15 protein-coding genes are annotated in these 20,708 nt (G+C 48.1%); 5 read left to right on the forward strand and 10 right to left on the reverse strand.

What is annotated here, in order from left to right; translation table 11 throughout:
- Nucleotides 1-14 precede the first annotated feature (14 nt).
- The 3 genes from FBQ74_RS13695 to FBQ74_RS13705 are packed head-to-tail and all read right to left on the reverse strand — an operon-like array spanning nucleotide 15 to nucleotide 4,043.
- On the reverse strand, nucleotides 15-2,231 hold the full coding sequence (locus tag FBQ74_RS13695; RefSeq protein WP_139757194.1) for a GumC family protein: 2,217 nt from the start codon (nucleotides 2,229-2,231) through the stop codon (nucleotides 15-17).
- A gap of 43 nt (nucleotides 2,232-2,274) precedes the next feature.
- Nucleotides 2,275-2,820, reverse strand: coding sequence for a polysaccharide biosynthesis/export family protein (locus FBQ74_RS13700; RefSeq protein WP_205912258.1), 546 nt, complete (start codon nucleotides 2,818-2,820; stop codon nucleotides 2,275-2,277).
- Nucleotides 2,820-4,043 (reverse strand): outer membrane beta-barrel protein, encoded by a 1,224-nt coding sequence (locus FBQ74_RS13705; protein ID WP_139757195.1) that lies wholly within the window; start codon nucleotides 4,041-4,043, stop codon nucleotides 2,820-2,822. The genes FBQ74_RS13700 and FBQ74_RS13705 overlap by 1 nt, the downstream gene beginning before the upstream one ends.
- A gap of 551 nt (nucleotides 4,044-4,594) precedes the next feature.
- Here FBQ74_RS13705 and FBQ74_RS13710 point away from each other — a divergent pair.
- Nucleotides 4,595-6,052, forward strand: a complete 1,458-nt coding sequence (locus FBQ74_RS13710) for an undecaprenyl-phosphate glucose phosphotransferase (RefSeq protein WP_139757196.1) — start codon at nucleotides 4,595-4,597, stop codon at nucleotides 6,050-6,052.
- A 178-nt stretch (nucleotides 6,053-6,230) separates the two neighbouring features.
- On the opposite strand, the gene FBQ74_RS13715 is transcribed toward FBQ74_RS13710, so the two are convergent.
- Nucleotides 6,231-7,139: a hydrogen peroxide-inducible genes activator gene (locus FBQ74_RS13715; protein ID WP_139757197.1), complete on the reverse strand. Its 909-nt coding sequence runs from the start codon at nucleotides 7,137-7,139 to the stop codon at nucleotides 6,231-6,233.
- Nucleotides 7,140-7,365: 226 nt separating this feature from the next.
- Here FBQ74_RS13715 and FBQ74_RS13720 point away from each other — a divergent pair, with 226 nt between their 5' ends.
- Nucleotides 7,366-8,340 (forward strand): universal stress protein, encoded by a 975-nt coding sequence (locus FBQ74_RS13720; RefSeq protein ID WP_139757198.1) that lies wholly within the window; start codon nucleotides 7,366-7,368, stop codon nucleotides 8,338-8,340.
- Nucleotides 8,341-8,400: 60 nt separating this feature from the next.
- On the opposite strand, the gene FBQ74_RS13725 is transcribed toward FBQ74_RS13720, so the two are convergent.
- From FBQ74_RS13725 to FBQ74_RS13745, 5 genes are all read right to left on the reverse strand, one after another.
- Nucleotides 8,401-9,672 carry an inorganic phosphate transporter gene (locus FBQ74_RS13725; protein WP_139757199.1) on the reverse strand — a complete coding sequence of 424 codons (1,272 nt, stop codon included), beginning with the start codon at nucleotides 9,670-9,672 and terminating at the stop codon, nucleotides 8,401-8,403.
- Between the two features lie 284 nt (nucleotides 9,673-9,956).
- Entirely contained in the window at nucleotides 9,957-10,673 is a 717-nt protein-coding gene (gene phoU / locus FBQ74_RS13730; protein WP_139757200.1) for a phosphate signaling complex protein PhoU, read from the reverse strand.
- 11 nt (nucleotides 10,674-10,684) lie between these two features.
- Entirely contained in the window at nucleotides 10,685-11,491 is an 807-nt protein-coding gene (pstB, locus tag FBQ74_RS13735) for a phosphate ABC transporter ATP-binding protein PstB (RefSeq protein ID WP_139757201.1), read from the reverse strand.
- Between the two features lie 3 nt (nucleotides 11,492-11,494).
- Nucleotides 11,495-13,063 carry a phosphate ABC transporter permease PstA gene (gene pstA, locus FBQ74_RS13740; RefSeq protein WP_139757202.1) on the reverse strand — a complete coding sequence of 523 codons (1,569 nt, stop codon included), beginning with the start codon at nucleotides 13,061-13,063 and terminating at the stop codon, nucleotides 11,495-11,497.
- On the reverse strand, nucleotides 13,056-15,164 hold the full coding sequence (locus FBQ74_RS13745; protein ID WP_139757203.1) for an ABC transporter permease subunit: 2,109 nt from the start codon (nucleotides 15,162-15,164) through the stop codon (nucleotides 13,056-13,058). The genes pstA and FBQ74_RS13745 overlap by 8 nt, the downstream gene beginning before the upstream one ends.
- 193 nt (nucleotides 15,165-15,357) lie before the next feature.
- Here FBQ74_RS13745 and FBQ74_RS13750 point away from each other — a divergent pair, with 193 nt between their 5' ends.
- The 3 genes from FBQ74_RS13750 (at nucleotide 15,358) to ppx (ending at nucleotide 19,545) form a co-directional block, all read left to right on the forward strand.
- Nucleotides 15,358-15,864, forward strand: coding sequence for a glycine cleavage system protein R (locus FBQ74_RS13750; protein ID WP_139757204.1), 507 nt, complete (start codon nucleotides 15,358-15,360; stop codon nucleotides 15,862-15,864).
- Nucleotides 15,865-15,940: 76 nt separating this feature from the next.
- Nucleotides 15,941-18,007: a polyphosphate kinase 1 gene (gene ppk1 / locus FBQ74_RS13755; RefSeq protein ID WP_139757205.1), complete on the forward strand. Its 2,067-nt coding sequence runs from the start codon at nucleotides 15,941-15,943 to the stop codon at nucleotides 18,005-18,007.
- A gap of 8 nt (nucleotides 18,008-18,015) precedes the next feature.
- Nucleotides 18,016-19,545: an exopolyphosphatase gene (ppx, locus tag FBQ74_RS13760; protein ID WP_139757206.1), complete on the forward strand. Its 1,530-nt coding sequence runs from the start codon at nucleotides 18,016-18,018 to the stop codon at nucleotides 19,543-19,545.
- On the opposite strand, the gene FBQ74_RS13765 is transcribed toward ppx, so the two are convergent.
- Entirely contained in the window at nucleotides 19,506-20,705 is a 1,200-nt protein-coding gene (locus FBQ74_RS13765; RefSeq protein WP_139757207.1) for a GGDEF domain-containing protein, read from the reverse strand. The genes ppx and FBQ74_RS13765 overlap by 40 nt on opposite strands.
- Nucleotides 20,706-20,708 lie beyond the last annotated feature (3 nt).

The following is a 20,708-nucleotide window of genomic DNA, read 5'->3' on the forward strand; positions in this document are numbered from 1 at the left end:
CACCCACTCAAAAATTAGTTAGCATTATAGCCGTACTGGTCATAAAAACCGCCGTATCGTTCAGAAACGTCCGAACGACGCAGATCGACCTGGTTAAGAACAACGCCATCAACCCGGTGCCCGACTTGCAGGAAGCGCCCCAGTCCATTTTGAATCATCTTCTCACTGGTGCTGTCTGCGCGAACCACGTATATCACAGAGTCACAGGCTTTAGATACCACCATCGCATCACTCACTGCCTGTGTGGGTGCTGTATCAACCACTACATACTTATAATGTTTTTTCAGATAAGTGATAAGTGCGTTAAACCCTTCACCGGCCAACAGTTCCTGCGGATTAGACGGGATACTGCCCGCGCAAATCAAATCAATACCAGACTGCTCGTCGTGTACCAGACATTCATCCAACGAGTGGGTCTTCATTGTCAGGTTAGATAGCCCGGGCTGATAATTTGGCACATTAAAACGCTTACCAATTGAAGGACGGCGCAGGTCGGCGTCAATTAAAATAGTCTTGTCCAGTTGCCCCAGCGCAAAAGCCAGGTTGGTAGACACGGTGGACTTACCTTCTTTGGGGACACTTGATGTTACCAGAATCGCCTGGTTCTGCTTTTCAAGATTGGTCAGCGACAGGCTGGTGCGCAACGTCCGCACCGCTTCACTGAACTGATGGTATTTATTGTCAAAGAATGCACGCAGCGGCATAGTTTCTTTGCGTTTTTGTGGAATGAGCGGAATAAGCCCAAGCATACGCTGTCCCAGCTTTTTCTCCACATCTTCCACAGAACGAACGCCACTGTTAAGGGCTTCCAGCACAAAGGCCAGAAAGACACCGAAACCGAAACTAATAACAAATGCAGCGCCAATCAACAACGTACGATTTGGTTTAGAGGGATTATTGGGCGCGACCGCCGGATCCAGAATTCTTGCATTGGCTGATTCAAAGCCGCCGACTTCGCTGGTTTCCTTGAGGCGGGTAAACATAGAGCTGTACAGCTGCTGATTGATATCGACCTCGCGCTGAAGGGCGCGACGCTGGTTCTCTAACCCGGATAACTTGCGGTATTCCGATTTCGCCTGGCCCACCTCTTCCTGTAGATTGGCAACACGTTCCTGGGAAGCCCGGTATTGCGTAGTAATACTGGAAATGAGATCACGAATTTGCGTTTGCAGCGTATCGCGTACGGAAGACAGCTCGGCCTGGGCAGCTACCATCTTAGGGTGTTTAGGTCCGAACACTTTACTCAGTTCACTTACCCGGCTCTGCGCTTCTGATTGCTGGCGGCGAACACTTTGAATATTGGGATGATTCAGCACTTCAGGCAACCGGGACAGCGCATTGATATCAGCGCCGTTACGCTGAGTCTGCTCATAAATCGTCCGGTTCTGTTTCAACGTGGATTGCGCATCTAATAACTGGTCACTCAATTCTTCAAGCTCTTCAGCTGCCAGACCAACAACCCCGTTACTCAGATTGACCAGTTGGTTTTCTTCGTAAAATTCGGTGAGTTTGCGTTCCGCCTCTTCCAGTTTATCTTTCAGGCCTTCCATACTTTCAGTCAAAAATGACGTCGCTTTGGTGGTCATATCGACCTTGGCCTGCAGATAGTTTTCAACGTAAACATCACCCATAGCATTGGCGATGCGTGCTGCCAGTTCGGGCGACTCGCTAACTGCTGTAATCTCGATGACCTGCGTATTGTTCACCAGATTAACAGAAATGGAGTTCATCAGTTTATTAATGGCAGCCTGGCGGCGCTTCTCCGCTCGCTGCGTTTGCGTCAGCGTTTTCTTTTTCTTTTCAGGTAAGAAGGTAAGCTTCGACTTAATCCATTGCTTCACATCTTTGACAATATCAAACCCGCCAGACGATTTTGGCATGAAGACTGGGTCATTAGACAAATCAAGCTCGTCCACCGCCCGGGATGCTACCTGGCGTGACTGAATAATTTCGTACTGCGTTTGCATGTAGTCTTTTCGGGTCGTGTCGGACTTATACACTTCCTCGATAGACATCAGGTTAGCTGGCTGTGATTCAATTAAAAGACTGGCTGTCGCTGAGTAAATTGGCGTCATCTTCATTACAATTAACGCCACCAGCACGGTGAACAGCACAGCAAGCAGAATGATTCGACCAGCATAACGCTTAAATACCTGCCAATAGTGTGCAAAATCGATGGTTTCATCATCGAGGATATTGGCTTGCAGCTGATCCCTCACTTTACTAGACATAGATTTTCCTTCGAAATCTGGCTATAACTGACACGCTTCATCATCAGAAGAAGCGCTGTGGTACGGTGATAATATCGCCGGGTTGGATCAGATGACCAACATCCACCTCTATGGTGCGTTGCTGACCATTTTTTTCACGAATTATCTGGATGTCTGAGCGCGACGCACGCTCTGTGTAACCGCCGGCCAAAGCAGCCGCTTTATTGACCGATAAACCAGGCTGGTAGGGGTACCCGCCAGGACTTTTTACCTCTCCGTCGATAAAGAACGGGCGATATTCAACAATGGATACCGCAATGGAAGGGTTTATCAGATAGTCGCCTTCCAAACCATCGTAGATCAGACTTTCAACTTCAGAAAGCGTGAGGCCAACCAGTTTCAGGTCGCCCAGAAACGGGTAATTAATTTTGCCAACGTCAGGGATTCGGGTTTCCATGGACAAGTCACTCTGACCAAAAACTTTAATCAGGATTTTGTCACCGACACCCAGCCGGTACTGACTCATGTTCACGTTCCCCTCTTGTGCTGCTGCGTTACAAACGAACAACAACAACACGAATGTCAGCACATACCTCACGCTTTTCTCCATTATAAAGTTACCTTCGCGGTCAGACCGATTACGTCACGATCATAATCTATAGTCTCGCGGTTACTATCTCGTTCATTTATTTGATAAAAAACACCTAATTGCAGCCAGCGGCGGAAATCATAATCGGCGCCAAGCGTTATTTTGGTGGTCTCATCTTCGCGAAGGTCGGCAGGCTGGCCTTCATAATCATCAGTAGCAAATGCAAAACGGGCAGTGGTAGAAAAGCGCTCAAGCCACGCATGCTCCCAGCTGACACTGTAATCATGACTGCGAATATAGTCGGCTTCACTATTGGTTTCACGGGTATCGGCGCTGGTCGCAATTTTTATCTGCGAATAGCTCACCGGCTTATAAGCCATACCTACTTCCCACGCAACGCCAGAAAAATCATCGCGGCCGGCATCATCAAACTTTTTCTGCGTGTAACCAATCTTAGCAAAGCTGCGGGTGTAGTCGTTGGTCTGCCAGGTTAAACCAGCCAGAACCGTGTTTTCTACAGAATCCAAAGAACGCTCAGCCTGCTGCTGTTCATCGTAGGTAATTTCCTGGCGGTTAGCATCAAGCACAAGGTTAGTGCTGGGTGCTACGCGATAGTAGAATGCAGCGCCATACCTGAAGTAATCGCGGTCGCGGAAGCGCAGGAAATTTGTGTCGCGAAAGCCCAACACTTCCGGCCTGTCATCGTAGTTCATTATCTCGTACCCTGCCGACACTTCAACGCGGCCCGTAGATGATAATCCGCCATAAGACAGCGTGCCGTCCAAATTTGCGTTTTTATACGTGTCAGGTTCACTCAGCGCATTACCGAAACCGTTTGAGTAAACACGACCACGATCATCGTGACCGTCTTCAAAGTTTGCTCTGGCTGTAAACCGACTACGCTCTGAAAAAACAAAGTCGCCGTCGGCGTGCAGAAAGTGGTCGGTATAATTATCTGCTTCGCTGGAGAAGTACTCTCCTCGCTCAAGGCGATAACCTAATTCTATTTCATTGCCATTAAGTTCGGTAACCGCGCGAAGCTCAGGTGAGACCACGCCAACCCAACTGGTTATTTCGGCATCCTGTTCACTGGCGTAAGTGACGTTATCAATATGCAGAAAGTCCGTATTCAGAACAGGGATGAGGTCGACGCTGCCCATTTTGTATCTGCCCGCCTCTTGAGCGTGACTAACACCAACAGCAATCAAAGACAGTGCGAGTGCACTGGAAGCCTGCTTTATCATGTTCTCTCCGGTTAATGTGGTTTAAGTGACTAAAATGCTTCTATGCACCTACCGCCACAGGTTTAAACGCGAAATAGCCTTCTACCGCCGAGCCAACATCCTGTCGCTCTATGACTGACGCTAAGGAGTCAGACGGCCTTACAACGCTAGCTATAGACAGGCTATTCACGCTTATCTTCACTAAATGTAGATATCGAACGGTCTCAAGCGAATTTCGTGCCATCAACGGTAATGGCAGAAATATAATCCGGGATGGTGTTAAGTAAAATTATCTTTCAATGCGTTAATTTCACCGTCTCATACTTATCGAAGCAACCTGATACTTCATTCCTTTTTAGTAGGATCGGAAAGAAAGGCAGTAAATGTTGTAATAAATTTACATTTTTGTTTTTTGGCTGCGGAATTAACGCAGTGACTATAGCGAACTAAGATTTGGAACACTTTGTGCATTTAGTTACAGCAGTATCTAGTATCCAATGAAGTTTTAAGATGTGTGAATTCGGTCGAGCCTTCGTTTTTCCTGGTTTACCACTTATCGGAGCGAATGAATTATGAAATTCAACTTACTGCAAAGTCAGGCGCTAAATAGCAACAGTAGTTCTCGTGATGAGAGAAGAAGTGGTATCACAGGTCACTATCAAAGCAGTTTCTCTACGGTGTATCGTCTTATCGATCTGTCGCTGATTACCGTCTGTTTCTACGCTGCCGTTTTTTATTACGAACTGACTCTGACCACTACAGGTATGATACTGCTGTTTATCAACGTTGTATCGTTTCAACTGGCCGCTGAGGCACTGGACCTGTATCGCTCATGGCGCAGCAGCCGAACCAGCTCTATGCTCAAAAGTGCCGCAGGCACCTGGTTGTTGAGCTTCGTGGTAACGCTGACGCTTGGCTTTTTATTCTCACATAGCGTAACCCTGTCTCCGGCCATGGTAATGTTTTGGTTTGCAACGTCGTTTGTGGCACTCACAGTTTGGCGCGGCATTATGCGTCAGTTTCTGTTCAAGGTACGCCGCAGTGGCATGAATACGCGCTCAGCGATTATTGTTGGTGCCACAGAGGTTGGCTACGACATGGCACAGCAAATGGCTGCTAATGAACACCTTGGCATTCAGTTTAAAGGCATGTATGACGACCGCCCTTCCGACCGTTTAACTGCTGAACAAAAGCATGATATCAAAGGCAGTATTGACGACGCCATTGAACTAGCGCGTCACCACCAGGTTGATTACATTTATATCGCCCTGCCTACCGCTGCAGAGGGCCGTATTAAAAACATTCTTGAAAAATGCAGCGATACCACGGCAAATGTTTATCTCATCCCGAATTTCTTTATGTATTCACTGCTTAATTCGCGCTGGCAGACAGTTGGTAATGTGCAGGCGCTAAGTATCTACGATACGCCTTTCCAGGGTGCTAACGATGTACTAAAACGTATTGAGGATGTTGTAGTATCCAGCATTATTCTGGCCTTTTTAGCTATTCCTATGCTCTGTATCGCGGCCGCGGTCAAACTGACGTCTAAGGGACCGGCTATCTTTAAACAAAAGCGCTATGGATTGGATGGTAAAGAAATTACAGTTTATAAATTCCGCTCTATGTCTACGCAAGACAATGGGCCGGAAGTTAAGCAGGCGACCAAAAATGATCCTCGGGTAACAAAGCTGGGTGCGTTTTTACGTAAGACCTCTTTGGATGAGTTGCCTCAGTTTATCAATGTTTTACAGGGACGAATGTCGATTGTAGGGCCCAGACCACATGCGGTTGCCCATAACGAGCAATACCGAAAGCTGATCACAGGCTACATGTTGCGTCATAAAATTCGCCCGGGTATTACTGGCTGGGCACAGGTTAATGGTCTTCGCGGTGAAACAGAAACTGTTAACAAGATGGCGAAGCGGGTGGAATACGACTTAGATTACATGCATCGTTGGTCGGTCTGGTTTGACTTAAAAATTATCTTAAAGACCGTGGTTGGCGGGTTCTCCGGCAACAACGTTTACTAACGCATAGAAAAGGCCCGCATGTCGGGCCTTTTTTCTTTCAGCTTTCATTTCCAGACACTGGGTCAAACTTTCACACTCAAATCCGGGACGGAATCGTATGTGCCAGCGGTCACTATATCCGCATGTTGAAAATAAACGACAGTTTTGACCTTTTAGCTAATAAAATAGAATGAGCTAATCAGTTGAGTGTCGGATATGGTAACAGCGGCGCCAGTATCTCACCTATGCGTCTGAATAAGCGCATTCTGGTGGTGCCTGAGCGCCACACCAGCCCGATTTCTCTGAACGCATCATCTTCAGCAGGCATTGCTTTAAGTGCTGTGTTTTTAAGAATATCCTGATTAATTGCCAGCTCAGGTAAGAAGGTATAGCCCAGCTTGCTGTTCGCCAGCTGCACCAGCGTATATAGGCTACTTGCAGCCAGACTACTGACCTGCTCCTGATGTTGCAGACCACAGGCACTCACCGCATGTCCTGTCATACAATGCTCTTGTTGCAGCAAAAATATGCTTTTTTTCGGCAATGTCGAAATATCCAGCGGGTTGGGCAATGTCTTACTTAGTTCTTCGTGCGCGACAAGATGAAAGGGGTCATGGCCAAGCACCATTTGCTTACACCCCGGCGTTTCCATTGGCAGCGCAAGTACCAGCAAATCAAGTTCTCCGTCACTAAGTTGCTGCAGTAAGTTGTCCGTTGTGTCTTCCTGCAACTCGAGTCCAATTTCCGGTAAAAACGCGTTAAATGCACCAATTAACCCCTCAAACAGGAACGGCGCTATGGTAGGGATCACGCCCAGTTTAAGCTTTCCACTCTGCCAGTTTCCTGCATTCTGTGCATATTCGACTAACTCGCCAGCTTCCTGCAGTATCAGTTTACTTCGCTCTACCACATCCAACCCCAGGGAAGTGAAAACAAATGTTTTATGTTCACGCTCCAGCAATTGAGAACCGAAATGTTCCTCCAGATTCTGGATTGCCGTACTCAACGTCGACTGACTGACATTACACCGGTGCGCGGCCCGGTGAAAGTGCTGTTCCTGATGCAGTGTCACTAAGTAGTGCAAATGCTTTAGATTAGGCCACTTCATAAATCAACTTTTAGATTAAGAATGATATTTTTAATCTAGCATAAGTATCACTGAAAGGTAAATTGATTCTCTCTACTGACCTTGAGACAGGAAATTACAGCGTCATAATTTATTCATCATAAGTGCCCGATTTTTAGTCGGTTAGCGCTTATAATAAATCTAAAGGCTTAAAAAAAGCCGTATGAATACCTGTACTTTCTTTTAAAGGTTTCGTCTTGAGGATGTTATGAAGGGACATTTTACCAACATAGTTTGTGTGTTAAACGATACCCATAAGCAGGATGAGGTGGTTGCTCAGGCGATCCATGTCGCCAAGCGACATCAGGCCAGACTTACTGTCGTTCTTAAACTGGATGCTCTGCCGCCAAACGCTAAAATGGTGATGCAATCCTTTGCCTACCTTGAAACGCAGACCAGTATAGAATCTTCGGCTCAGGTCTGGTTGAAGGATAAGGCGCAAGCCTGGCAGGAAAAGTACCCGCTGGATACTGATGTCCGGGTTGGCGACAGTAACAACGATTTTCTGCACTATATTGTGGAATCTGGTTTTGACCTGGTCATCAAGCTTTCTGAGGCCGACTTTCTGGAGCGCTTATTTGGCAGCGAAGACATGAACCTGCTAAGAAAGTGTCCGTGCCCGGTGTGGGTTGTTCATCGTGGAAACAGTCGACAGTACGATACCATCGTTGCCTGTCTGGACCTAAACTATCATTACCCTGAACATGAAGTGTCGGTGCGCAAAAAACTTAACATGGACATTCTGCGGTATGCCTCTCAGGTCGCTTTAATGGAATTTGCCCAACTACATATTATTCATGTTTACGATGCGGTTCCTGAGAATATTGCCCGGGGTGGGTTTATCTCTGTGGATGAAAATCACCTTACCAGTGACCTTCAGGATATTTATGCAGAGCGTGATGCTGAACTTGACCGTCTTTTGGCAAATCTGGAAGAAGAGCTTGATGACGGCACACTGGAATATCTTGCTCCGCAGCGTCACATCACTCACGGATACCCGCGTCGTGAAATTGCCATAGCAGCGCGCTCCCTGGGTGCGAAAGCCGTTGTAATGGGTACGGTGGCCCGTATCGGTGTTCCTGGCTTTATTATGGGCGGCACCGCGGAGGAGACGATCAGTCAGTTAGACTGTGCAGTATTAGGTATTAAGCCGGAAGGGTTTATCTCGCCGGTAAGTGAGTAACAATAATCAGTTAATACAAAAAAAGCCCCGACATGCGGGGCTTTTTCAATGCTGATACATTCAGGCGACGTTAAAGACGCCCTTAAGTAAATAGAAAAAGATAACAGACAATATGGCACCTGCGGGCAGTGTAATTACCCAGGACACTACGATATTTCGCACGATCCCCAGGTTTAGCGCTGATACGCCTCTTGCCATTCCCACACCTAACACAGCGCCTACCAGCGTTTGTGTTGTAGAAATTGGCAGACCTGTTCCAGAAGCAATAACCACCGTACATGCTGCAGCCAGCTCTGCGGCAAATCCGCGACTCGGTGTAAGGTGAGTAATGCCCTGCCCGATTGTTTTTATCACCCGATGGCCGAACAGTGCCAGACCGGCCACTATTCCCAGACCACCCAGTGGCAGAATCCACGGCGCCAGTGTAGAGCTGGAGTTGATTTCGCCACCAGAGTTTACCACGCTGACAACCGCAGCCAGTGGGCCAATAGCATTAGCTACATCGTTGGACCCGTGAGCAAACGCCATACAACAAGCGGTAACCACCATCAGAATCGCAAAGACCTTTTCCACATTAGCAGTTTGCAGATCAGCATCATGAGATTCGCTGTAATGCACTCGCTTTATCCAGAGCTTGCCCAGCGCGGCCAACAGAATACCTATGGCAATGGCCAGCAGGTAGCCATTGAGCGTAGATAGCTCCATGCCAACGTGTTTAAGTCCTTTTTTAATGGTAACCAGAGACATTACAAAGCCAGCCAGCGCCATATAAAAAGGCACGTACCGTTTGGCATTCTCAAGAGGTTTATCAGTGCTGAAAATGAGCTTCTGAGCACTCATGAAAATCAGATAAGCGATGATTCCAGAGATGGCAGGTGTTACTACCCAACTGCCGACAATACCACCAACTTTGCCCCACGACACCGCATCCATACTGACGCCTGTCGCCGTAAAGCCGATAATCGCACCGATGATAGAGTGAGTCGTTGAGACGGGCCAGCCCAGCCAGGAAGCCAACGCCAGCCAGATACCTGCAGCGAAGAGGGAGGCAATCATGCCCAACACCAGATAATCCGGCTTATCCACGAAGAAAGCCGAATCAATAATTCCTTTTCGTATGGTCGAGGTCACTTCACCACCCGCCAGATAGGCTCCGGCAAATTCGAAGATCATCGCGATGATGATAGCTTGCTTAATGGTAAGTGCTTTAGAGCCAACAGAGGTTCCCATGGCATTTGCCACGTCGTTGGCGCCTATTCCCCACGCCATGATAAATCCTACAGCAGCAGCCAGCAGGATAAGTGTCGTTCCATAATTTTGCAGAAGTTCCACAGGCAAGTGCTCCTGATTATTTATGGCTGACGCCAGACTGTACGTGGCGCAGGATGTAAATTTTTTGCCTTCTCAGGCAGGCGAAATTGCTATCGTGCGAGTTATTTTCGTTTCTCAGCATAGGTCAATATTTAAACTGATCTCGTTTTGGCAGCGCGCATGATAACGTAATCATTCGTTTTGCCATAGTCTAAAAACTGGTTAATCGTAAAATTGAGATAAAAGTAATGCCAGTTGTCGATTTTAGACGCAATTGTTTCAGTTTTATGACAACTCGCCGACGCTTATTCAAGATTCTCCAGGGTCTGGCTGAGGTTCTCCAAAGGCGTATGACGAATATCCTCCCCCCGGGTTAGCGTAACAACGTATTCGCAAATATTCTTACACCGGTCCCCGACCCGCTCCAGCGAACGTAGTGCCCAAAGTATTTCCAGCCAGTCCTGCATTGACTCATTACTGCTTTCCATCTCTTTAACGATATAGGCCAGCAACCGCTTGTATTCACTGTCTATACGATTGTCCTGATCGTACACCTCTAGTGCGGAATTATCGTCCTGTCGCGCAAACGCATCAAAGGTACCACGCATCATCGCTACTACCTTTTCTCCGATAGATAACATACTGCTTTTGACACTTTCAGAATTCGGTATCTTCTGCTTTGTGACCAATCTGGCCATGCGCTCAATTTCATCTCCCATACGCTCTATATCGGTGATGGCCTTAGAGATAATCATAACCAGTCGCAGGTCAGATGCGGTGGGATGCCGTTTGGCAATTATCCGCATACACTCCTTGTCGATCTGAATCTCCATCGAGTTAATACGCAGATCGTTCAGCGCCACTTTTTCCGCCAGACCACTATGGTTAAGGCGAATAGCTTTCAGCGTATCGATAAGCTGTTGCTCGACCTCTCCACCCATGGTCAGTACAGAGTTACGTAAATCTTCTAGCTCGGTATTAAACTTACCCGATATGTGCGTGTTAAAGGCGATTTGTCTCATTGCTGATACTCCTAACCATACCGGCCGGTAATGTAATCTTCCGTCTGTTTTTGTTCAGGCGTAGTGAATAATGTGTCGCTGTCACTGTACTCGATAAGCCTGCCCTGGTGTAAAAACGCCGTGTAGTCTGAAACTCGCGCCGCCTGTTGCATGTTGTGTGTAACAATGATGATGGTACAGCGGTGCTTAAGCTCACCGATAAGCTCTTCAATAAAAAGCGTGGTTAACGGGTCCAGGGCAGAAGTTGGTTCATCGAGCAGCAATATATCTGGTTTTAACGCCAGCGCCCGCGCAATGACCAGGCGCTGTTGCTGACCGCCGGAAAGTACTGAGGCTGACTCAAACAAGCGATCCTTGACCTCTTTCCACAATGCGGCATCCTTTAACGCGCGCTCAACTGCATCATCCAGCTGACGCCGTACTTTTATCCCCTGCAGCTTTAACCCGTAACAGACATTTTCATAGATACTCATGGGAAAAGGATTAGGGCGCTGAAATACCATGCCCACCTGTGTGCGCAGCTCAGAAACATTCTGCTTTTTGTTGTTAATATCTCTATCGCCGATGTATATCTGCCCCTGATAACGACACTGGGGGTTCAGGTCATTCATACGGTTAAAGCTACTAATTAGTGTGGACTTTCCACAACCGCTTTGCCCGATAAGCGCGGTCACCCGGTGCTTTGGTATGCGCATAGTAATATTCTCAAGCACATGCTTGTTACCAAACTGCAGGCTCAAATCCTCTACTCTGATAGCGGTCAGTGCATCACTGAGGTTATCTAAGTCCAGATGCTCGTGATCAAATAGCTTAAGCATGCCCTACCTTCTTTCGTAACGTCGACGCAATCTGGCTCTTAGCAATACAGCCAGAATATTGAGAATAAATACCACCACCAGCAGCAACAGGCAGGCGGCGAACATCATTGATGCACTTTTTGCATCAGTCTGACTGTGAAACGCCCCATCGTATATAAGTACACCCAGATGCATGAACTGCCGCTCTAAATGAAGATACGGAAATTCACCGTCTACCGGTAGGTTGGGTGCAAACTTCACCGCTCCCACCAGCATGAGCGGTGCAACCTCACCGGCAGCGCGCGCAATGGCCAGAATCACCCCGGTCATGATCCCCGGTGATGCCATCGGCAAGATAGTATGCCATACAGTCTCTGCCTTGGTTGCACCAAGCGCGTAGCTACCCGCCTTTAAGCCCTGCGGTACATTTCGCAGGCCTTCTTCAGTAGCTACAATAACCACCGGCAGGGTAAGGATTGCCATAGTCAGAGAAGCCCAGAAAACGCCGGGCGTTCCCATGGTTGGCGCAGGCAGCGACTGTTCGAAAAAAAGTTTATCCAGTGAGCCGCCTACGCCGTAGATAAAAAATCCCAGCCCGAAAACCCCATAAACAATCGATGGCACACCGGCCATATTACTGACGCATATCCGGATTATTGAAGTCATCGCGTTGTCTGGTGCGTATTCATTGAGATATACCGCGGCCAGAACACCAAACGGCGTGACAATGATGGTCATTAGAAACACCATCAGAACGGTGCCGAACAGTGCCGGAAATACTCCTCCGGCGGTATTCGCCTGCTTGGGAGATTCAGTTAAAAAGCGCCCTACCCGGTTTAGCGCAACGCCTACCTTTGCCAGGGCTGACAACTGTCCGGTATGTTCCAGGCTATGAACATCCATCAGCGGCACGGAGATCTCATCCCCCTGTGCCAGACGCAGATTCAGCCGGTAACTGTCTCGCTCGCGCTCTAGTTCAAGTACCTGTGAGTGCCACCGGTTAAATGCACTGTTAAGCTTCTTACGGGCGGGTGCACTTTTACTGACATTTCGCTTGTCTAATTCCGTTAGTTGCAGATGAATATCTGATAATGACTCATCGCGGATAGCAGTAATACGTGCATCAATCCGGGCTACTTTTTCTCGCACTGCATCAATTTGTGAAATGCCAGTCGAGGTACTTTCCGGTGATTCAACACTGACAGGTTCCGCCAACACTACGCGACCGTCGTTCAATGCTATTCTGGCTGCTTCTGGGGCGGACTTTAATGAAAGCGTTCTGTTACTTTCCAGTAATATCTGGCGGCCGTATGGTGACTGAGCATCCGATAGCTGCAACCACCGCATGGGTTGACCATCCTGAACATACTTACTTTGAATCTGGGCATAAACCGTTTTAGGCTGGTCGTCTATGCTGGATAAAAAGCTGACCCGGTGAACATCCTGGGGCCAGAAATACCCGCCTCCGCGCGTCACAATTAACAACACAATACTCAGCATCGCCAATAGCAGCAGGCCGGTGAAAAACGCGCCGGCGCCAATAAAGAGTGCCTGTCGCTGCCCCTGGTTAAAAACGTTTCGACGGTTACTCATAGCGTAAGTGCCTGCGTAAACGCTGTCGTAACAATTCAGCCACGGTATTTACTAAAAAGGTAAAGCCAAAAAGAATACAAGCGGTAAAAAATAGAATTTGATAGTGAGTACTTCCTACGTCTGCTTCCGGCAGCTCTATAGTAAGGTTCGCTGTTAATGCCCGTAACCCTTCCAGCAGGTCCCAGGAAGCAATGGGCGTATTACCGGTGACCATCAGCACGATCATCGTTTCACCGAATGCCCGGCCAAAACCGAACATAATAGCCGCCAGGATACCCGGCGTCGCTACGTGAAGTACCACCCGACGTAATGTTTGCAATCGCGTAGCACCCAGTGCAAAAGAGGCCTGTTTTAGATCGGCGGGCACGCCGGCAATAGCATCTTCAGTCAGGGTGTAAATACTGGGAGAAATAGCGATACCAAGTGCGATAGCAACCACTATTGCTGTCTTGCCGACAGGGCTCTGTGTTTGCGTGGTCAATGCTGCTATATGGGTCTCTCCCATCATATCCAGTATCCAGGGAGGAGCCCACACCATGCTGGCATAACCAAGGATAAGAATAACAATAACCGCAATGAGGAGTTCCAGGCCGGGTGGCCAGTTGCCTGAGCGGCGAGCAAGGTATTGTTGCGTCAATGCAGCGATAACCAGAACAAAAGGCACCGTGACCAGAAAAAAAGCGATGGCAAACAACATATTTGCCGCCAGTGGCGAGAGCCATATCGCAGCAATAAACCCAATTAATACAGACGGGATCGCCTCAAGCATTTCTATTCCCGGCTTTACCATTTGTCGCAACCGGCTCCGGGCAAAAAAACCGGTATAAATAGCGGCACCAACCGACAGCGGAATAGCCACCAGCAATGCAAGCAGAGACGCTTTCAGGCTACCGATAAGCAATGGCAGCAGACTGTACTTTTGCTCCTGAAAATCGGAAGCACTTGATGTCTGCCATACGTGTCGCGGCTCGGCATATCCCTCATATTGCTGAGGACTGAATAAAGAATCCCAGGTGGTTATGCCCGACAAAAAGTCGACCTGATATCGGGCCAGTGTTTGAGATGAGAATACGTAAAGGCGGTCAGCATACCAGCTCAAATCAGTTGCAGGGGCTGGAATCCGCGTCTCAGACACAACCTCACCTGTCAGGCGATTGAGAAGAAGTAACCGCTCACTTTCAGTAAGCATAATTAGCGCATTACTACTAGGGTGCGCAGCGATAACTAAAGGCGCAGAATCAGTGAAAAATGCGTAGGTAGGCATGAAGGCTAATGTACCACCGTCATTGTATAGCACCCAACGGGTCACTTTACCCTCATCGGATGCGGTAAAAAACGTGCGGTCTTTAGCTATTGATTGCCACCACACGATGTTTTGCTGCATGTCAGAGGTGCGCAGGGCCTCACCTTTTACATCATAAAATGTAATTGTATTTTCGGACAACGTAGCCAATTGACCAACATTCGGCAGTACCAGTATTGACTGGTCTTTGTCATAGGTCTGGTCAAATACGCGTGTGGGATCGCTCTGATCGATCCACCGTACATACTGTCGATTGTCTGTGGTGATTGTGGCAACGATCCAGCGATCAGACAGCTGCACATCCCAATGCTCACGCTTTTGCCAGATGGCCTTATTTAGCGCAAATGAGAACCCCTGTCCGGGACCGGTGCTATTGCTTTCAAGCGATGCGTTTTTGGACGACAGGCTATTCAATCCTCTGAGGCCAGAGACACGTAACAATCCAGAAGCAGACACGGTCACCAGGTAATGTTCTCCAGCCAGATTAACCACTGTGGCTTCATGTTCACAGGGATGATGAAAAGTTCTGGATGCAGACAAAGCCTGGCCTTGTGGCAATGCAAGGGTAACGGCACAGTTTGCTGTTTTAAGCATTGCAGGCTGGCCTTCGCCAAGATCGCCGCTGCCGATAAAGTGCGAATCTGCAGAAGCCTGATACGTCATGTTATGGGAAATTTGTGGTGTGAACGCCAGAGGAAGTGCCTGACTGATAAGATGGGTAATCAGAATCAGCATCGTCAACAGTACCAGGCCGCCGAATGCACTGACCATAATTCGCATCCGTTTATCTTTGCGCATGCGGTGCCTGGTTTTATTTTTTATTGTGGAATTCATGCTGTTAACGGCACTTTTAAGATGCAAATTACGGTGGTTAGCCGCCCATGATGTGGTATTTTAGCTACTATTATCAAGTGAAAGTTGTCTGTCAGCAACCGCAACCTGTCGGGCGTCTGAACAGGATGCCTGCCCACTGTTATTAACCGGAGTGTTTATGCAACCAGTCGTGATTTCAATCATGGGAAAAGACAAAGCAGGGATCGTTGATGCCATTGCGAAAAATGTATACCAACATGGTGGTAACTGGCAAAGCAGTAGCTTTGCACATATGGCCGGAATGTTTACCGGCTTTGTGGAAGTGCAGGTGCCTGAAGACAGGCATGAAGAACTGGTCGCCTCGCTCAATGGTATCGCAGATTTATCAGTACAGGCGGTATCGCTTAAAAACGCGCAGGACAGCTTATCTGATACGCTGACAGTTGAGGTAATGGGTAACGATAAACCCGGTATCGTTCAGGAGCTGACCTCAACACTAAACCAGTTCAACCTGAATATTGTGACATTTGATTCGGGATGTGAGAGTGCGCCGAACTGGGGCAGCCTTATGTTCAAAGCAACAGCCGTGGTCCGGGTACCGGAAGACTTTGATGAGGTCCGTCTGCAGTCAGCGTTAGAGGCGCTGGCCAATGACCTTGTCGTTGACATCTCTACCCGGATGTAAGTCTTAGATGTGTCACAGGCGTGTCACGCGAAGCTGACATGCTTGGCCCATTTTTACCCGATAACAGAAGAGCAACATGGAATCGCAGACGCTTTATTATTCTAAAGAACTGAGCTGGCTGGCATTTAATGAGCGGGTCCTGCAGGAAGCTGCAGACGAAAATAACCCTGCAGTGGAGCGCATTCGCTTTCTGGGCATTTACTCTAACAATCTGGACGAGTTCTACCGGGTTCGTGCCGCCGATGTAAAGCGCCAGATAACTATTGCACAGAACGATGGCAATGAGCAGGAAGCGGCAGAAAAAACGGCGCTAATGGAGCAAATCCAGAAAAAAGTAGTGTCGCTGTCGGAAAAATTTAATCAGATCCACAAAGATGTGGTCAGGACACTCGCCCGCTACAACATCTTTATCCTACGCAAAAACGATCTGGATGATTATCAGCGTACCTGGGTACGTAACTTTTTCGTCAATAAAATCCTGCGACATATCGCGCCTATTCTTATCGACAAAAAAACTGACCTGTTAAGTCGTCTTAATGGCACCGCGGTGTACCTGTATGTGGCTATCCGCCGCAAAGATCGCAATACACGTTATGCTGCGCTGCAGGTACCCACGCAGGAAATGTCTCGGTTTGTGCAGATCCCCCCTCAAAAAAGTCGTAAGAAAAAGCACATTGTGTTGCTCGACGATATAATACAGCTGTGCCTTGAGGACATTTTTCGCGGGTTTGTTAAGTACGACTCGCTGGAAGCCTACTCGTTTAAAATGACCCGCGACAGCGAGTACTCAATCAATGATGAAATTGATGAAAGTTATGTAGAAAAAATGTCTGAAAGCATGAAGCAGCGGCTGATTGCTGAACCGGTAAGGGTTATCCACGATAACCAGATGCCATCGGATATGGTGAAGGACTTGCGCAAGCGTCTTAAAATTACCTCGCTGGATACCATGCATGCGGCGGGTCATTATCGCAATTTTAAAGACTTCATTGGATTTCCGAACGTAGGCCGTGAGTATCTTGAACATCAGACATTGCCTGCTATAGATACGTCTGAGTTTTCGCGGTTTAACACCGTTTTCGATGCAATAACGGCGCACGATATACTACTGTACTACCCTTATCACCGCTTTTTGCATTTCACCGAGTTTGTTCGTCAGGCTGCTTTCGACCCCAGCGTAAAGTCTATTCGCATTAATATTTACCGGGTTGCCAGCAACTCCCGAATAGTAAACTCACTGATAGATGCCGTGGACAATGGTAAAAAAGTGACGGTGGTCGTCGAGTTAAGGGCGCGCTTTGACGAAGAGGCTAACATTGAATGGTCAAAGCGTATGACGGATGCTGGCATCCGGGTAGTACTGGGTGTCCCTACGCTCAAAATCCACAGTAAACTTTGTCTGGTATCTCGCGAAGAGCGCGGCTCACTGGTTCATTATGCGCACTTTGGTACAGGCAACTTTAACGAGAAAACCGCAAAAATCTATACGGATTTCAGCCTGTTCACCCGCAATCAGGAGCTGGCCGAAGAAGCGGTGAATGTGTTCGATCTAATTCAGTACCCTTATCGTCGCTATAAATTTCAGCATTTACAGATTTCGCCTTTAAATGCGCGCACGAAAATACAATCACTTATCCGTCAGGAAATTCAGCATTTAAAAGAAGGCAGAAACGCGCAAATTACCTTTAAACTTAACAATCTTGTCGATAAAGAACTTATCGATGATTTGTATCGCGCCAGTCAGGCGGGTGTGAAGATTCGCGGACTTGTCAGAGGAATGTGTTCACTGGTGCCCGGCCTGAAAGGTATCAGCGATAACATTACGTTAATCTCAATTGTTGACCGCTTTTTAGAGCACCCCCGAGTGATGATTTTTGGCGAAGGCGATGAGCGTAAAGTGTTCATCTCCTCGGCAGACTGGATGACCCGCAATATGGATAACCGTATTGAGGTGGGTTGCCCGATTTACGATAAACGGCTACAGCAGCGAATTGTGGATATCGTTGAATTACAGTTCCGCGATACACTTAAAGCCCGGCAGATTGATAAAGACCAACGAAATCACTATGTCCGCCGGGGTAACCGTAAGAAATTGCGCTCCCAGATAGAAATTTATGACTATCTGAAAAAGCTGGAACAGTGAGTAGTTAAATGACACAACAAGAGTCAGCGCTGGTGAATGTCGAAAGCCGGGAAGTGAGCAAGGTTGCCGCCCTGGATATAGGTTCCAACAGCTTTCATCTGGTAGTGGCCCGCATCAACGCCGGCTCAGTACAAATTCTTCATCGTGTGAAACAGAAGGTCAGATTAGCCAGTGGTCTCAGCGATGATGGCACATTGAGCGACGAGGCCATTGAGCGCGGACTTGCTACACTGCAGGTAATTGCCGAAAGTCTCAAAGGGTTTGAGCCGGACTCGGTCAGGGTAGTTGCCACTCATACATTACGGCGCGCCAGGAATGCACGTACTTTTATACGAAAAGCGATGGACGTGTTTCCCTATCCTATCGAGATCATCACCGGCGAGGAAGAAGCCCGACTTATTTACTCCGGGGTTGCACACACCAGTCACCATGAAGGTCGCCGACTGGTCATTGATATTGGTGGTGGCTCGACGGAGTTTGTTGTGGGTGAAGCGTTTGACCCTGCTGTATGTGCCAGCCTGCAAATGGGCTGCGTCTCGTTTACAGAACGTTTTTTCAAAGACGGCAGGCTGACGCAAAGTGCATTTAATAGAGCCGTGACCGCAGCTCAACAGGAACTGGAAGCAATCCAGACAAGGTTGATCAAACTTGGCTGGGAGGGCTGTATCGGCACATCAGGCACCATTAAAACCCTGTACAGTCTGGCACAGCGAGAGCGTACCAATGGCCACGACGTGCCGGTTACCGCCAAAAGCCTAAGGGCTCTGGTTAAAGCGTTTGTTGAAGCCGGTCACATCGACAACCTTACCATGCCTGAAATCAGTGAAGACCGGCGCAATGTTATTGCGGGCGGGCTGGCTATATTACTTGGTGCGTTCAAGGCGCTGAAGGTTAAGGGCTTGTACTATTCTTCCGCGGCGCTGCGCGAAGGCGTGCTGTATCAGATGGAAGATGAGCTTCATAATGCTGATATTCGCAGCCGTACTGCCGCCAGCCTGGCCACACGGTATGATATTGATACCGAGCAGGCCAACATGGTGCTAGGGACGTCCCGGTACCTTTTCGAGCGCTGTGCAAAAGTGTGGAAGTTAAAACACAAGGATTTTCGAAGCATGCTCAGCTGGGCAGCAACACTGCATGAAGTGGGACTGCAAATTAATTCTCACGGTGTCCAGCGTCATTCGGCCTATATTCTGGCTAATGTGGATATGCCGGGCTTTACGCAGGAACAGCAGCAACTTCTGGCAACGCTTGTACGTTTTTACCGAAAAAAAATTAAAACTGCTGAAATTCCTGAGTTTAACCAGTATGACGTAAAAAGTGTCCGCCGTCTTATTGGACTGCTCCGTTTATCAACGTTGTTAAATATCAAACGTCAGCAAATGTTCCTGCCAGAATTTGAGGTAGAGGTGACGAAAACATCGCTGTCACTGGTGTTTCCCGATGACTGGCTTTCACAACGCCCTATTCTTTCTGCCGACCTGGATCAGGAACAGGCTTATTGGAAAGCCATCGACATGGCCCTGTCAGTACGGTAATTCGGGTCAAACACGATAACCTTATCGCGTCCTGATGATTTGGCTTCATAAAGTGCAGAGTCCGCACGATCAATAGCAGCAAACAGATCGCAATCTCTGGCGACTTCAGCAAGACCGAAGGAAGCCGTCAGCGCTATGGAGTGTGTATCGATAATAACCGGTTGTCGGGCAACACTCTGTCTGAGCCTTTCAGCAAGAGCAGAAGCATCTTCAACTGAACAGCCTGGCAGTACGACCAGAAATTCTTCCCCACCCCAGCGGATCAGTACATCACTCTCACGGAGTTCCTGCTGCAGATGGTAGGTGAAATGATTAAGGGCCCTGTCGCCGGTCAGATGTCCGTACTGGTCGTTAATGCTTTTGAAATGGTCAATATCTGTGACAAGTACACATACTTTCTCCCGATGAACCTGCATAGTATCCACAAATGTCGATGCATAATCCTGTAGGAAGTGGCGATTATGACATTTGGTGAGCGGATCCTGATAAATTTGCTTTCTCAGCCTGACAACCAGCGAGTGAATAACTGATGCAGCAAATCCCAGCATGACATTGAGCATCAAAACTACCACCAGTCCCATCGCCAGTAACATTTGCTGCGCGCCTGATGAAACCACATCAAACAGATAAACAGGAACACTGGTCAGGCACACCAGAATATTTACCAACAATAAATGACACAACACGCGGTCCCCCGGATTCCGGCGGTCCATTGATGTGAGCTTTACCTGTAAAGCCAGTAACTGGGGGATAAAAACACTTATCGCCAGCAACACATCAGAAAACCAGAAAGGTATTGCCAGCCAAAACGCCATTACACTGAACACTTGAACGACAACCAGATGGGCAATAATCAGTGCCAGGTGGGAAGTGCGTGGCTGTTTTCCGTGTCGTTTGATGATGGTCAGAAAAACCATGTACGCGGCAAGTGTGAAACTGATATTACAACCAGCAGCATGCAATGCAGGCATGTCCAGAGCGCGCAAACATAGAAAAACAAACCCCAGCCAGAGAAAAAATAAGAACAATCGGGCGTAATACGCGGCGCTGGCCTTATCTGTCTGGGAAGGCGTAGGCAGGGCATAAGAAAAAACGATACCGATTAGCGCAAATGCGCCCACCATCGCAATAAGTATCGTAATTAAAATGACTTCTTCCACATG

The sequence above is a fragment of the Salinimonas iocasae genome (assembly GCF_006228385.1).
Classification (GTDB): Bacteria; Pseudomonadota; Gammaproteobacteria; order Enterobacterales; family Alteromonadaceae; genus Alteromonas; species Alteromonas iocasae.